This is a genomic window from Marinoscillum sp. HNIBRBA16962, assembly GCF_057801515.1.
Genome location: NZ_CM173603.1, coordinates 4705529 through 4720324, shown reverse-complemented (window position 1 = coordinate 4720324; position 14796 = coordinate 4705529). Strand labels below are relative to the sequence as shown.

Here is a 14796-nt window from a genome sequence, read left to right as displayed (position 1 = left end):
ATGCTTTATTTTAGCTGGAAGTAGTGTGTTAGATTTTTTTGCCTGTGATTAACAACCGTGTAGTATCCTTTTGCCTTTCATTGATCCTGCAATTAGCTATTTGTCATTTCTCCTCAGGACAAGATGGGAATATGATCATAGATTATTCTACTGATATTCTTATCAAGAATGGTAAGCGCATTGAAGAAAAGAGCTTTTACATCCAGGTTAATTCAAAAAGTGCAGACTGGATATCTGATGTAAGCATACCCTATAGTGAAGATGATGATCTGGACATTCTTGAGGCCGAGGTGGTAGATCTCAACGGTAATGTCTTAAGGAAGCTTAAAAAGAAAGAGATCACCACCAGGAGCCACATTTCCAGGATATCTTTTTTTGAAGATGATTATGTCAAAACCTTTAAACTGAAATGGCATAAGTTTCCATACCGAATTCGGTATAGCTATCGAATCACCTCCAAACAGTATATCTGGGTTGCTCACTGGTCGCCAGTGATCGATACGGACATTTTCACCCTGAGATCCACCCTCAATATTTCCGTACCTGCAGATTATCCGGTTCGGGTGAAAACTTACGGAGCATTGGGTTTTAGTGCTGACACTTTAGAGAGTGCTATATCTTTTCGCTGGGAAGCAGATACGATAAAACCCATAAAAACCGAATCTTATGCCCCACCACTAGAGGAGCTCGTGCCAATTGTGTCGGTAGTGCCGGAAGCATTTGAATACGGGCACCAGGGAAGTTTTAAGTCGTGGGCAGATTATGGTTTATGGCAGGCAAAGATGAATAGCGGACTTGATGATCTGCCTTTGTCAGAAAGACAAAAAGTGGATCAGCTTTTACAGGGTGTTACTTCAACAAAAGAAAAGATCAGCAAGCTTTATCAATACATGCAGGATAATACCAGGTATATCAATGTCTCAATAGACGTTGGAGGCCTTAAGCCCTATCCTGCTTCTTATGTTGCAGACAATAAGTATGGGGATTGTAAGGCCCTGACGGTATACATGAAAGCGCTCCTAAAATATGTAGGGATTGACTCTTACTATACCAAGATCTATGCAGGTGAAAACCCCAGAAGGCTTGACACCACATTGCCCTGCCAGCAGTTTAACCATGTGATCTTATGCGTTCCTAATGACGGGGATACCATTTGGCTTGAAAACACGGCCTCCTATTTGCCTGCAGGATATCTGGGCACCTTTACACAAAACAGGAAAGGCCTTCTGGTAAATGGGGCGAACAGCCAGCTTGTGCAAACACCTTCTTTAAAAGAAACGAATGTCACGGAGTATTCTACATATGTTTTTGATATAAATGAAGAAGAGGGAACGCCCGTTAGTATCTCTAAGAGCGTGCAGGGAGATGCCTTTGAGACGTACCGATATTACCAGGTAGAAGGGAGCGAAGACGATCAGCAGAAAAGGGTAGAAAAAGACATTCCTCTTAAAAAATTTGATATAAAAGATTGGTCATTTGATTATCAGGATAGAGATGCTCAGGAAGTGGGACTGAAGGTTGACCTCATTTGTAGAGAGTCGGTCAGGGAGATTGCAGGGAGTAAGATCATCAACGTTCCCCAGCTGGCTTTAGATGACCTGGACAAGCCGGAAGATCGCGACTATCCACTCAGGATCAACTATCCGGTGAGAAAAGTGGATTCGATTGTTTTTAAAATACCTTCTCTGGAAAAATATGAGCCGAAGATCCCTAAGGGAGTAAGTATTGGCTCTTCATTTGGTCGATATGAGCTTCAGTCTTATCGTGAAAAAGATCGAATCATCATCGTGCGGGATTACCGTTTGATTTCCGGAACTTTTCCTAAAGAAGATTATAAGGATCTGTATAATTACTTTGAAGATATAAATAACTCTCAAAGAGAATTATTAATTGTTTTAAAGCCCAAGTCATGAGAATATCAACCTTACCGCTTATTGCTTTGCTGCTTGCTTTTTGCACGGAGTTAAGTGCCCAGAAAATGCTCAGAAAATTTGGTGCAGTCACCAAAGAAGATATGGACTACCAGTCATTTCCGGATGAGCCGGATGCCGAGGCTGTAGTCATGTTTGATATGGGGGAGTCTGTCTTTTTTGAGTCTTCCAGTGGAGGTTTTGATATAAGGTTTACAAGGACAAGGCGAATAAAAGTGCTGAACAAGCAGGGGGTTAAATATGCGGAAGTAGAAATACCCTTTTATGTGGATGGTTATGGAAAAACGGAACGAGTTACCTCCATAGAGGCACATACCATCAATTTTGAGACAGGGATAGTCCGGAAGAAAGAGGTTGACATAAACGAGATCTATGAGGAGCAGATCAATAATAACTGGTATGTGAAAAAGTTTGTTTTCCCTGATGTTAAGGAAGGATCCATTATCGAGTATCGGTATAAGTTAGAAACCCCATTTCATTTTAATCTGCCTGACTGGAAGTTTCAGGATTTCATACCCACGTTATTTAGCCAGTACACAGTGAAAATGGTACCCTTTTATGGCTACATATTTTTACTCAGCGGGACTGATCACTTTGACATACAGAATTCTGAAGTGGATAAGGGCATTTCCAGAAGGTTTGCAGGAATAGAGTACAATGATTATGTCCATACCTATGGAATGAAGAACGTGCCCTCGTTTAAAGATGAGTCATACATGACCTCCACGGATGATTACATCATGAAAATGGATTTTCAGCTAGCGAGTGTTCACCGGCCAAATGGCACATCTAATGAGATCATTTCCAACTGGCCGGAGCTGATAAAAGACCTGATCAAGCACGAAAACTTTGGAAAGTATATCAAAAAGAGTGAAAAAATAGCTCGTAAAGTTTTAGAAGAAGAGCTGGGTGTTTTGGCTGAAAATAATGAGGAAAAAAGCCGGCAGATCATCGATTATGTGAAGCAGGGATACGACTGGAATGGCCGCTATGGTAAGTACACTTCACAAAAAGCAAAAGATTTTCACAAAACAAAGTCGGGCAGCGTAGCAGAGATCAACCTGTTTACAACAGGGGTACTGCAGGCGGCTGGTATCAATGCCAAACCTGTTATTCTTAGTACAAGAAATCATGGCAAGGTCTGGAAAGATTATCCATTCTCTCATTTTTTCAATTATGTTGTGGTCCTGGTAGAATTAGAAGAGACATTGTATTTAGCAGATGCCACGGATCAAATGACTTCATTTAACCGGTTGCCGATCAGGTGCCTTAATGATAATGGCCTGATAGTAGAGGAGGGTAATCCAAAATGGGTAGGTCTTGGTGTGAATACCTTATCACTCAACAGTAAGGCATTGGGGATAAAGCTGGATGTGGAAAAGGCCACCTCAGAAGTGACTTTATCTGTATTAGCTACTGAATACGAAGCCTGGTGGCTCAAAAACTCATATGATGATCAGAAGGAGTCCCTGACTGAATACCTGGAGAAGAAAGGATTCGATGACGTGAATGATATTAGCACCACCAACTTTGATTCCTCTCAGAAACCGTACAGGATCAAGGCTCTGGGGACAGCAGATATTGAAAAGATTGATGATAAAATCATTGTCAATCCGTTTTTAGGGTTTCCTTTAGCCGAAAATAAGCTGAAGCAGAAGAAGCGTTCTTACCCCGTAGACTTTATGTATCCCTGGCAGGATCAGTTTTCCTCTGTCATAGAGATCCCGGAAAACTATAAGGTACTTGAGCTACCTGAGAACTATGAGATAAAAAGCGATCTGGCCGAGATCGTATTTACCTGCCAGGAGAATGGCGGCATGGTCTATGTAAAAGGGACCTGTAACTTTAAAAAGTCCATTTATCAGCCAAATGAATATGCGAGGATCAAGTCCTATCTCGATAACATGGTAGAGAAGTTTAATCAGCAGGTGATCTTTCAAAAGATATGATTATAGGTTTATTGAAAATAGAGCTACTTCTCCTCAGAGTCTCCGTCAGGGACTCTGAGGCAACTTGGGTAACGCCTGATAAAAGAAGAAAAATGAGTGTAAAGACACAGATACTTGAAAATGACGGGATGTTTTTTATTACCATCACTTGCTATAAGTGGTTGTCATTGTTTGGGATCACAGATGGTTATCAGGTGGTATATGATTGGTTTGATTACCTAAAAGGACGAAACCATTACATCAATGGTTATGTCATCATGCCGAACCATTTGCATGCGTTGATCTCATTTTCCAATACCGGAAAATCAATCAATAGCATTGTTGGTAATGGGAAGCGATTTATGGCCTATGATCTGGTGAAGCGACTCAAAGTGCTCGGTCAGGAGAAGGTACTGGCTCAATTGAGGACAGGAGTGAAAGAGCAGGAAAGGAAGAGAGGAAAGCTACATGAAGTCTTTGAATCATCGTTTGATTGGAAGTCATGTGATAGCCATTATTTCATTGAACAAAAACTGGATTATATTCATAATAACCCATGCCAGGGAAAGTGGAGTTTGGCAGAGAATCCTAATGATTATGTACATAGCTCAGCGATGTACTACGATACGGGCATCCAGGGAGTTTATGAAATAATGAATTACAGAGAGATGGAGGATATCGATTTAACCATTGAGAAATGATAGTGTTTCTGGTTATGGAAACGTAGGAGATAGCAGAGTCCCTTACGGAGACTCTGCTGGGACCTTATAGAGGAGGCACAAGTTACAAACTTGCGCCAGGACCTGGTTTCTGGTTATGGAAACGTAGGAGATAGCAGAGTCCCCCGACGATGTTGTCGGGACAGGCCTTACGGAGACTCTGCTGGGACCTAAGACAAGCATGATGCCTACCTGGCACCTTTCCCTGTCTCAAAAAAGAACACCACTGACCGCCAGCGATCACTCTAAAGTGCCATTTTAAGGAAAATACATCCTTCCTTAGTTCCATGCACTCCGGCACTATTATTGATTATGCTTTTATACAAAACCAAACCTGCAAAGTCATGAAATTCGCCTTTACTTTTTTCTGTACTTTATTTTTAGTTTTCAGTGCTGTTTCGCAATCCCTTCGCATTGATGAAGTAAATCCTGAAGGGGTAGAAATCAAAGCTTTTTCCCTTTCGTCTGATCAACCGGTGAAGATCACCGGAACCGGTGGAGTCTTTCGCGACGAGTACCGGCTGATGATCTTTTATGGCTGGATACTTGATGCCAATTCGCGAAAGGTCGTCTGGCACCTGTTTGATGAGTTTAAAGGAAGGGACTTTAAAGAAGAAAACGGACTTTACGATTTTAAAGCCGAGGCAGAGCTTCCCGTAGGTGATTATGAGTTGTATTTCACGGGCGCTTACAGCAACGAGGGCTGGAATGATGGCAACTGGACGCTCCACTCTTTTGGTGACCTGCTGGAGGAGATCTTTGACTCCCGAAACAAAGAGAAGTATCGCTGGAGTCTTCAAGACGATCTTTTCATTGAAGTGAAAGCAGCAGGTTTGAACGAGGCGGACCCGGAGCTTTTCCTGGAAAAGACATTGGCCAATGCCGCTATCTATTTTATTAAAGCCAAAGATGATGAGCGATTTGAGGATGGGTTTACCATAAAAGATAAAACCACCATAAGACTGTATGCCCTGGGTGAGGGGCGCAGCGACGAGATCTTTGATTACCTGTGGATCTATGAGGCAGGCACAGGTAAGCGGGTTTATGAAATGAATTACCGCAACACCTCTTTTGCGGGAGGAGCAAAGAAGAATTTAAAGGCGGATGAGGAGATCACCCTGGAGGCGGGCAGCTATCTGGTGAACTATGTGACGGATGATTCACACTCATTCGAAGCATGGAATGCTCTGCCCCCGGACGACCCTCAGTTCTGGGGTGTGACCATTTTTCCAGCCACCGGGAGCGACAAGGCCAACTTCGTGCCTTTTGATCCGCCGAAAACCATAAAGCCAATAGCCCAGGTGACACGGGTACGGAACAATGAACTGCTGGCTATGGGTTTCACTGTAAAGAAAGAGATGGACGTGCGCGTATTGTGTCTGGGTGAGCAGACGCTGAATGATGACATGGTTGACTATGGCTGGATTGTAGATGCCAAAACCCGGGAAACCGTATGGCGAATGCGCAAGTACCGCTCAGAGCATGCCGGTGGCGCCAGCAAAAACCGCAGAGCAGAGGAGGTGATCACTTTACCTGTCGGTGAGTACATTGCTTATTACACTACGGATGGTTCGCATGCCTACCGGGACTGGAATGCCGCCCGGCCGCTGGAAGAAGAGCTTTGGGGTATTTCCGTTTATGCCACAAAAGAGGCTGATCTGGATTATATAGAACCTTTTAACCCTAAAGAATACAAACCGGAAAATGTCATCACTGAGATCGTGATGGTGGAAGATCATGAATATTACCGGGAGTATTTTACACTGGAGGAAGAGACCAGGGTCATCATCATGGCGATAGGTGAGGGCAGGGATGGCAGGATGTATGACTTTGGGTGGATCAAAAGTATGGATACCGGACGCATGGTTTGGGAGATGGACTTTTATGATACCGAGCACGCCGGAGGTTCTAGTAAAAATCGAATGATCCGTGAGGAGATCACTTTACCTGCAGGTGAATACAGAGTTTATTATGAGACGGACGGTTCTCACTCCTTTAATGACTGGAATGCTGACCCACCGGCAGATCCGGAAAGCTATGGGATCAGAGTGTTGAGGGCGGATTGAGCTAGTAAGAAACCAACCCCTTACCCGCCAGCTAGCGGGAACTCCCTTTGAAAAAACCCCTCCGCCTTTTTTATGCATCGTAGCTTCTGGTGTAGGTGTACCAGGCAAACCCCTCAGTCCTGAGGACAGCTCCCCTGCGAAGGGGAGCAGCAGGCGCTGCAAAAAATATAAACTCTCTGAAAATGGATAGAGTGGATTAAAATTAAGTACGCTAACCAACTCCCCTCCGGTTTAAGATAACCATCTGACTTTCCGCAGGTCTGTGTCCTTACAGGTCTTTTCTTTAATTTTATACAAAACCCTATTGTATGAACGGACAGGACTCACCTATCATTTCCGCTCAGGAATTAGATGCTATTTTTAATGATGATGACCTGATCATTGTAGATGCCAGTGGTGGCCCGAATGGCAAAGCAGATTATGAGGCCAGTCATTTGGAAGGAGCTGTTTTCGTTGATCCGGAGACAGAGCTGGCAGATGTTAAAGATCCGGCTAATGGGGGAAGGCATCCGTTGCCCTCCCTTATTGCATTTGCGGAGACATTAAGTGATCTGGCTATATCCAATGATAGTCATGTGGTAGTTTACGACCACATGAATGGTGCCAATGCAGCTTCCAGGTTTTGGTGGATGCTGAGAGCCATCGGTCATGAAAAAGTACAGGTACTTGACGGAGGATTTCAGGCAGCCATTGATGCGGGATTACCAGAACAATCTGAAAAGGTAAATCCTGCTAAAACAATATACCAGCTTAAGACCAACCGGTGGCAGCTTTACCTTTCGGATATGGATGAGGTGGAGCAAGCATCAAAAGGTGGGGACAAGCTGATCATTGACGTTCGTGCTGCTGAGCGCTATGCTGGCCTGACGGAGCCAGTCGATCTGATTGCAGGCCATATCCCCAATGCTGTAAACATTCCTTTTGCTACCAATCTGGATGAGCAGGGGCATTTCAAATCGCCTTATGAGTTAAAAAGTAAATACACTGAAGTATTTGGCGGTCGAAATAGTGACGAGGTGATCGTGCATTGTGGTTCGGGCGTTACAGCATGTCATACGTTGCTGGCAGTTGCCCATGCCGGTCTTGAGATCCCAAAGCTCTATGTAGGATCGTGGAGTGAATGGTCCCGGAATGATAAGGAGATGGTACTGAAGAAGTAGAGATGGCTGTTGTCTTCTGAACCCATTCCTCTACCTGGCCGGTTTCTTATGCTAATACTTAGCGACAGTGTGGCGCCCCATATCTCTCTCCGCTCAAATTGGAAAAGAGATTTCCCCCGCTGGCGGGGGATAAAAGGGGGTGGAGTCATCTGCTTTTTTGCTATGTTGCCAGCCATAACCACCTTCTTTCTCTATAAGAATATTTCTAAAGTAGGGTTTTTCACAACCCCCCCGTTTCAGGTATAAAGATTTTTAAAACGACAAGATTTATGAAGAAATCAATCAATTACCTGATGCTACTTGCTTTGGCGATAGCAGTATCTTTTGTTTCCTGTGAAAGTGAGGAGGAGCCGGGAACGGATGAAGATGTTTCTGAAACCGGAGCTCCTGATGTCAGTGTTTTAGCTGAAAAATTTTATAACAATGATGCGCTTACGGTTACTGTAGGTGAGGAATTTATAACCATCACCTCAAAGAATGAGCCGGATCATGTGAGCATGTACTATTCTCAAAACCATCAGCTATATGAGGCTTACGATGAGCCAAACAATCCGGACTTTCACAAAAATCCGAATAGCATCATTACTCAGAACTTTGAATACAAGATCCCGAGGTTTCCGGAGGAGGCTACAACAAAGGAATCAACTTCTTTGGGTCCGATGGGCATTTCCGTTAATAGCGTGGCTTTCTATAACCAGAATGCCGGTCCGGGCGACGATATCCTGGAGGAGTTAAACACCTTTGACCAGTACGAAGGTCATCCGGCGCAGGGAGGAGATTACCACTACCACATTGAGCCGGTATGGCTGACGGAAACACTGGGAGACGATGCTTTCCTGGGGCTTTTGCTGGATGGTTTCCCGGTTTATGGACCGGTAGAAGACGGCAAAACCATCACCAATGACGACCTGGATGATTACCATGGACACTTCTCTGCTACGGCGGATTTTCCTGACGGGATCTATCATTACCACATTACAGCTGATCTCCCGTGGATCAATGGGGATGGATTCTATGGCACTCCCGGAACAATAACACAATGAAGCAAAGGTTCATTATAGTGGTTTGTGTTTTGGTATTGGCCGGGTGCTCCCGGTCAATACCTGACTTCCGGGTTTCAGCCGATGATTCTGCAGTCCTCATAGACCTGAAGGGACGGGTGCTCTACCAGGGAAAACTGTTTTCAGGCTACCTGGAAGAATATTATCCGGATGGATCTCTTAAAAGCAGCCAGTCCCACTACAATGGCAAAAAGCACGGCGAATTTTTAGGATACTATCCTTCGGGAGCGCTTATGTTTTCCAGGCCTTATGAGGATGGAGAAAAAGAAGGTGTCCACCGGGGGTTCTATCCGGATGGAAGCAGGAAATTCATCTATCATTTTGAAAATGGCTTAAGTGAGGGACACCATCAGGACTGGTATGCTGATGGACAGCCAGCTAAGTCCTTTCGATATGTAAATGGAAAACCTTTCGGTGCGCAAAAAGTGTGGCGGTCTGATGGCAAGCTTCGGGCCAACTATGTGATCCGGGAGGATGGAAGAAAGTATGGGTTAGCCGGCATGAAACGCTGTAAAAACCTGGATACGGAAAATGAAGTTATAGCCCCGTTAACAGCTGAAATTTATGAGAAATAGTCTTTTTGTAATCGGTTTAATGTTGTTTTTGTACGGATGTGGAGGAAAGGAGCCTAAAGAAATGACCCTTCCTTTTTATTCTCAGGCTGACTTCACGCCAGAGTGGGTTGAACCTGCATCAGACCAATACTCCAAAATACACACCATTGCTCCCTTTGAGCTGCTTAGCCAGGACGGCGATACCATCACCAATGAAAGCCTTGACGGAAAGATCTATGTGGCTAACTTTTTCTTCACTATCTGTCCCACGGTCTGCCCGAAAATGACCAACAATCTTCAGCGTATTCAGAAAGCTTTTGCAGGGGATGATTCGGTGATGCTCGTATCTCATTCGGTGATGCCCTGGTTGGATTCAGTGGCTGTTCTTAGTGAGTTTGCAGAACGCAATGACATCAATAGCGATAAATGGCTACTGCTAACAGGGGAGAAGGATGATATCTATAAGCTGGGTAGAGAATCCTATTTTGCTGATGAAGGCTTTGGGAAGTCCGTGACCTCCAGTGCAGACTTTCTGCATACGGAAAATGTGGTTTTGATAGATAGTAAGTCCAGAATACGGGGGATTTACAATGGTACATTGCCACTGGAGATGACCCGGCTGGCTGAGGATATCGAACGGCTGAAAAAAGAAGAGAACACCTGAGTGCGCTACTCCACGATCCTTAGCTTTGCATAGCTAAGCAGCAGGGTTTTTTCTCCGGCACTTTCAAAATCCACTTTGGCTTTTTTGTTAGCTCCCTCTGCATCAATGTGAGTGACATTTCCAAAACCAAATTTCGGGTGCTCTACACGCATTCCTTCAGCGAGGTTGCTGGTGTCGCTGGGTTTAAAATCCGGGCTGGGTTTGTGCTGTGGAGCAGAAGCAAACTTGCGATTGGCCCGGTCTTTCTTCAGGTTGTTAACAAAGTTTTTGGTCACATAGCTCTCTGCAGAGGAGAGCGGAGCAGTAGTAGAAAACTTCTTATTGATTTTGATAAACTGCGGGTCTACCTCCTCCAGGAACCGGCTGGGTTCACAGTTTTTTAACCTGCCAAAGCGATACCTGTTCAGTGCATAGCTCATGTGCAGTTTCTTTTTTGCCCGTGTGATGGCCACATAAAACAAGCGTCGTTCTTCTTCCAGGTCGGCACGGCTGCTAAGCATCATTTGCGAAGGAAAAAGCTCCTCTTCCATCCCCACGATATATACGTAGTTAAATTCCAGCCCCTTGGCCATGTGAATGGTCATGAGAGTGACAGCTTCGTCAGGATCACTGTTTCGATCCTCATCGGTCAGCAGGGTTACTTCCTGGAGGAAGGCACTCAGGCTTTTATCCTCTCTTTCCTGGTCATCGGTAAACTCTTTGATGGCGTTGAGGAGCTCCTGCACGTTTTCATACCGGCTCATCCCTTCGATGGTTTTGTCTTCGTACAGCTCCTTTAGCAAGCCGGAATTTTTAGCCACATGTGCGGCTGCATCGTAGGCATCTTTTTTCTCAGCGGTCAGCCTAAAGCTTTTGATCAGGGCCACAAACTCCTCTACCTGGTTGCCACCCCGGCCGCCAATGTAGCTGGTAGCATTTTCCATGATCTCCCATAGTGGCTTATTTTCCTCGGATGAGGCCACCACCAGTTTTTCAATAGTGCCTGGTCCGATGCCTCGCTTAGGCAGGTTGATGCACCGGCGCATGGCCTGCTCGTCATTGGCATTGACAATGAAACGCAAGTAGGAGATCAGGTCTTTGATCTCTTTTCGCTGGTAGAACGAGACACCACCGACCACCCGGTATTTCAGGTTATTGCGACGCAGGGCTTCTTCCATAGCCCGGGACTGGCTGTTGGTACGGTAGAGGATGGCAAACTCACTGTTTTTGGCCTGTGTCTGCATTTTTGTTTCGAAAATGGCAGAGGCAATGAGCTTCCCTTCTTCATTGTCTGAGGTGGCTTTGATCAGGTCGATCAGGTCACCATCCTCATTGTCTGTCCAGACACTTTTTTTGAGTTGGGCTTTGTTTTTGTTGATTACTGAGTTGGCTGCATTTACAATGTTTTTGGTAGAGCGGTAGTTTTGCTCCAGCTTGATCACTTTCAGGTCCGGATAGTCCCGCTCAAAATTCAGGATGTTTTTAATATCAGCTCCCCGAAACGCATAGATACTCTGTGCATCGTCTCCCACTACCGCAATATTTTGTCGTACTGCTGCCAGTCGCTTGGCAATGAGGTACTGTGAGATGTTTGTATCCTGAAACTCGTCGATCAGGAGATAATGAAAGCGTTGCTGGTATTTGTTAAGGACATCCGGATTTTCCTGGAAAAGAACGTTCGTATTGAAAAGCAGATCATCAAAGTCCATGGCGTCTGCATTGAAGCAGCGCATTACATAAGTTTGATACAGCCGACCCATCTCCGGCCGCATGTTGGCGGTATCATCCTCGGCATAGATGGGGTTGTTTACATATTCCTGCCACGAGACCAGGCGGTTTTTGGCGGCTGAAATCCGGTTGAGAACCAGGTTTGGCTTATAGAGCTTATCGTCCAGGTTCAATTGCTTGACGATCTGTCGGATCAGCGTTTTTGAGTCATCTGTGTCGTAGATGGTGAAGTTGCTGGGATAGCCTAAACGAGAAGCTTCAGCCCGCAGGATCCTTGCAAAAACGGAGTGGAAGGTCCCCATCCAAAGGTTTTTGGCTTCATTCCCTACGATCTTCTCAATTCGCTCTCGCATTTCGCGGGCTGCCTTATTGGTAAAGGTCAGCGCCATGATGTTAAAAGGATCTACATCGTGATACCTGATAAGGTGAGCGATCCGGTATGTAAGCACGCGGGTTTTACCAGAGCCGGCGCCTGCTATAAGCATGGTAGGGCCTTCAGTATTTACTACGCCTTCACGTTGAGGAGGATTGAGTTCTTTGAGATAGTCTGCCTGCACTTCACTTGCCATTTGGCAAATCTAATTTAATCATATCAACTAGGTAAGTCAAAATAACATCCTTCGTGGAATTTAGGTTTTTTCTCTCAGAAAAAATCAAAATCCTGATTCGGTCGTTATAAATGTTGATGCGGTTCATTATTTTCCTTTTGCTCATAGGCCATTTCACCACTTCACAAGCTCAGTATTATTTCCTGGGAACTGCCGGTAAGATGTCCAATGGGTGTATTCAGCTCACTCCGGACCAGCCCTATGCTGAAGGTCTGGCATACAATTACACCAAGCTAAATCTGACCCGGTATTTTGAAATCCAGTTTGATGTATACCTGGGCGACAAGGAAGAGGGGGCTGATGGTATCACTTTTGTTGTGCACAATGATATTCGAGGCTTTGATGCATTTGGTCAGTGGGGCGAATGTATGGGCTATGGCCGGTTTAATCCACTGCGTCCAGGCAACTCCATAGACCCTTCTGTGGCTGTAGAGTTTGATACCTATCAGAACCTCTTTCAGAATGATCCCACTTGTGACCATGTAGCCTACCTGGAAAATGGAGTAAGCCGACACGAAACTTACTGGAATGGGGGAGACTCTACTTACAACATGGAAGATGATCTGCTACATGACTTCAGGTTTCGGTGGGACCCTGAGAAACAACTCATCGAAGTTTTTTGGGATGGAGTACGGGTGGTCGCGGTGGAGCGTGACCTGATTAATGATGTCTTTGAAGGGGAAGTGGAAGTCATATGGGGATTTACCGCTTCCACCGGTAGAGCACATAACCTACAGTACTTCTGCCTGAGGCGGTTAGTACATAATCTTACAGAACAAAATGATAAAAGTGGTTAAGTACTACTAAGAGAAGGAAACCTGCGAAAGCAAAGATCTCGCAAAGGAGAATAATGGTTTTCCAGTTGGTCTTGGTTCGTTTCACAAAGCTTCTGGTATAAGTAGCCAATCTGTATTTTGGTGACTTGTAATCACGGCTAAATTAATAAAACATCACTCAAATATTATTCGATTATTAAAAAAGGCTGAAATCCCTGATCGGTTTATCTTAGCACCCATGAGTGAAGTAAGGGAGATCTATTTTCATGTTGGTCTGGGTAAAGTGGCCTCTACCTTTCTGCAAAAGCGATTTTTCCCAAGACTAAAACATATACAATATCTCCCTTCCACAAAGTACAGGAAAAGTAAATCCCTCATTCCCACAGGTCAGGGTCGGATACTGGTATCTCGTGAGTTTGATCGTCAGCTTGAGCGAGAAGTGCGTTGGTTTAGTGAGGATTTTCCAAGTGCGAAAGTTATCATTCTACTACGGAGGCATGATGAGTGGATTGCTTCTCAATACCGGAGGCATGTAAAAAATGGATGGTTTGGCTCTTTTGAAGAGTTCATTGACCTGGAAAACGACAAGGGGTTCTGGAAACAAAAAGACCTGTATTTCCTGCCGATGCTAAAAACCATTGAGCAACATTTTGATCACCCTCCTCTGGTGCTGTTTTATGAAGATCTGAAAGGTGATCCGGTAGCTTTTTTGAGAAAGATAGCGGATTATACAGGGACTGATTTTGACGAAAGTGAAATTTCTCTGAAACCGGTTCATGCTTCTTTTTCCGATAAGCAGTTGTTATTTCTGAGGACTTTCTGCAGAAGGTTTGTAAAGAGGACTCCAAAGGGGTATAAAAACAAAGTCAAACACTGGCTTTTGTTCAGACCCGTTTGGGCCTTTTATCATTTGATTTTGTATGCCGCAATAATGATACCTGAGTGGCTGACTCGTGAAAAGCAGTTGATACACGAAGAAAGCCTCGAAAAAGTCAAAGTGTTTTATAAAAAGGATTGGAAAGCTGTAAGGGACTATGCGATTCAGAAGAACCCGTAGAATTTACATCATCTTATGAATTAGGTTATTCGGATCTTCCTCAATAATCAGCGTGTCTCTGTGGTCTTTGGTAAAAAAACCTTCATCAACCATCTGATCAAGGAATTCAAAAAATTTATTGAAGTAGCCATTGACATTTAGAAATCCACAGGGTTTGTTGTGATATCCAAGCTGATGCCATGTAAACACCTCGATGATCTCTTCCATGGTGCCTATCCCTCCCGGCATGGCAATAAATCCATCTGACTTTTCGGCCATCATTGCTTTACGCTCATGCATGGTATCTACTACATGCAGCTCCGTAATCCCGGTATGGGCTACTTCCATGTCTTTGATCTTTTTGGGAATGATCCCAATGACCTCTCCGCCGAGCTCCAACATCTTTTCAGCTAAAACACCCATCAACCCAACGCGCCCTCCTCCGTAAACAACACCGATAGCATTTTTATGGAGTGTTTCGGATAATTCCTTTGCTTTTTCGATGTAAATTGGGTGATCTCCACTTTTTGAACCGCAGAAAATAGCTAATCGCCTGGTCATGATCGAAAGGTTATGTCGTGAATAA

General features: G+C 44.6%; 12 protein-coding genes. 10 read left to right on the top strand and 2 right to left on the bottom strand.

Going from position 1 to position 14796, the window contains the following annotated elements:
* The first annotated feature begins 44 nt into the window (after nt 1-44).
* From AC3E9V_RS19600 to AC3E9V_RS19565, 8 genes are all read left to right on the top strand, one after another.
* Nucleotides 45-1913, top strand: coding sequence for a DUF3857 domain-containing protein (locus tag AC3E9V_RS19600; protein ID WP_488749857.1), 1869 nt, complete (start codon nt 45-47; stop codon nt 1911-1913).
* Nucleotides 1910-3880, top strand: coding sequence for a DUF3857 domain-containing protein (locus AC3E9V_RS19595; protein ID WP_488749856.1), 1971 nt, complete (start codon nt 1910-1912; stop codon nt 3878-3880). Before AC3E9V_RS19600 ends, AC3E9V_RS19595 begins: the two co-directional genes overlap by 4 nt.
* 92 nt (nt 3881-3972) lie before the next feature.
* Nucleotides 3973-4560, top strand: a complete 588-nt coding sequence (locus tag AC3E9V_RS19590) for a transposase (protein ID WP_488749855.1) — start codon at nt 3973-3975, stop codon at nt 4558-4560.
* Between the two features lie 362 nt (nt 4561-4922).
* Nucleotides 4923-6644, top strand: a complete 1722-nt coding sequence (locus AC3E9V_RS19585; RefSeq protein WP_488749854.1) for a hypothetical protein — start codon at nt 4923-4925, stop codon at nt 6642-6644.
* Nucleotides 6645-6952: 308 nt separating this feature from the next.
* Nucleotides 6953-7804, top strand: a complete 852-nt coding sequence (locus AC3E9V_RS19580) for a sulfurtransferase (RefSeq protein ID WP_488749853.1) — start codon at nt 6953-6955, stop codon at nt 7802-7804.
* A 269-nt stretch (nt 7805-8073) separates the two neighbouring features.
* A complete protein-coding gene (locus AC3E9V_RS19575) occupies nt 8074-8847 on the top strand; it encodes a YHYH protein (RefSeq protein WP_488749852.1) in 774 nt (257 codons plus the stop codon).
* Nucleotides 8844-9440 (top strand): toxin-antitoxin system YwqK family antitoxin, encoded by a 597-nt coding sequence (locus AC3E9V_RS19570; protein ID WP_488749851.1) that lies wholly within the window; start codon nt 8844-8846, stop codon nt 9438-9440. The genes AC3E9V_RS19575 and AC3E9V_RS19570 overlap by 4 nt, the downstream gene beginning before the upstream one ends.
* Nucleotides 9430-10083 (top strand): SCO family protein, encoded by a 654-nt coding sequence (locus AC3E9V_RS19565; protein WP_488749850.1) that lies wholly within the window; start codon nt 9430-9432, stop codon nt 10081-10083. Before AC3E9V_RS19570 ends, AC3E9V_RS19565 begins: the two co-directional genes overlap by 11 nt.
* A gap of 5 nt (nt 10084-10088) precedes the next feature.
* Here AC3E9V_RS19565 and AC3E9V_RS19560 read toward each other — a convergent pair whose 3' ends face one another.
* Nucleotides 10089-12359 (bottom strand): ATP-dependent helicase, encoded by a 2271-nt coding sequence (locus AC3E9V_RS19560; RefSeq protein ID WP_488749849.1) that lies wholly within the window; start codon nt 12357-12359, stop codon nt 10089-10091.
* 116 nt (nt 12360-12475) lie between these two features.
* Here AC3E9V_RS19560 and AC3E9V_RS19555 point away from each other — a divergent pair, with 116 nt between their 5' ends.
* Complete coding sequence (locus tag AC3E9V_RS19555) at nt 12476-13195, top strand: L-type lectin-domain containing protein (protein ID WP_488749848.1); 720 nt, start codon at nt 12476-12478, stop codon at nt 13193-13195.
* A 217-nt stretch (nt 13196-13412) separates the two neighbouring features.
* On the top strand, nt 13413-14231 hold the full coding sequence (locus tag AC3E9V_RS19550; RefSeq protein ID WP_488749847.1) for a sulfotransferase domain-containing protein: 819 nt from the start codon (nt 13413-13415) through the stop codon (nt 14229-14231).
* A 3-nt stretch (nt 14232-14234) separates the two neighbouring features.
* On the opposite strand, the gene AC3E9V_RS19545 is transcribed toward AC3E9V_RS19550, so the two are convergent.
* Nucleotides 14235-14771: an LOG family protein gene (locus AC3E9V_RS19545; protein WP_488749846.1), complete on the bottom strand. Its 537-nt coding sequence runs from the start codon at nt 14769-14771 to the stop codon at nt 14235-14237.
* Nucleotides 14772-14796: the final 25 nt, after the last annotated feature.

Excerpts from the sequence above, each read along its gene's own strand:
- AC3E9V_RS19570 (WP_488749851.1), top strand. The coding sequence starts at position 8,844 with ATGAAGCAAAGGTTCATTATAGTGGTTTGTGTTTTGGTATTGGCCGGG.
- AC3E9V_RS19555 (WP_488749848.1), top strand. The coding sequence starts at position 12,476 with ATGCGGTTCATTATTTTCCTTTTGCTCATAGGCCATTTCACCACTTCA.
- AC3E9V_RS19545 (WP_488749846.1), bottom strand. The coding sequence starts at position 14,771 with ATGACCAGGCGATTAGCTATTTTCTGCGGTTCAAAAAGTGGAGATCAC.
- AC3E9V_RS19550 (WP_488749847.1), top strand. The coding sequence starts at position 13,413 with ATGAGTGAAGTAAGGGAGATCTATTTTCATGTTGGTCTGGGTAAAGTG.
- AC3E9V_RS19580 (WP_488749853.1), top strand. The coding sequence starts at position 6,953 with ATGAACGGACAGGACTCACCTATCATTTCCGCTCAGGAATTAGATGCT.
- AC3E9V_RS19565 (WP_488749850.1), top strand. The coding sequence starts at position 9,430 with ATGAGAAATAGTCTTTTTGTAATCGGTTTAATGTTGTTTTTGTACGGA.
- AC3E9V_RS19585 (WP_488749854.1), top strand. The coding sequence starts at position 4,923 with ATGAAATTCGCCTTTACTTTTTTCTGTACTTTATTTTTAGTTTTCAGT.
- AC3E9V_RS19560 (WP_488749849.1), bottom strand. The coding sequence starts at position 12,359 with ATGGCAAGTGAAGTGCAGGCAGACTATCTCAAAGAACTCAATCCTCCT.
- AC3E9V_RS19590 (WP_488749855.1), top strand. The coding sequence starts at position 3,973 with ATGAGTGTAAAGACACAGATACTTGAAAATGACGGGATGTTTTTTATT.
- AC3E9V_RS19575 (WP_488749852.1), top strand. The coding sequence starts at position 8,074 with ATGAAGAAATCAATCAATTACCTGATGCTACTTGCTTTGGCGATAGCA.
- AC3E9V_RS19595 (WP_488749856.1), top strand. The coding sequence starts at position 1,910 with ATGAGAATATCAACCTTACCGCTTATTGCTTTGCTGCTTGCTTTTTGC.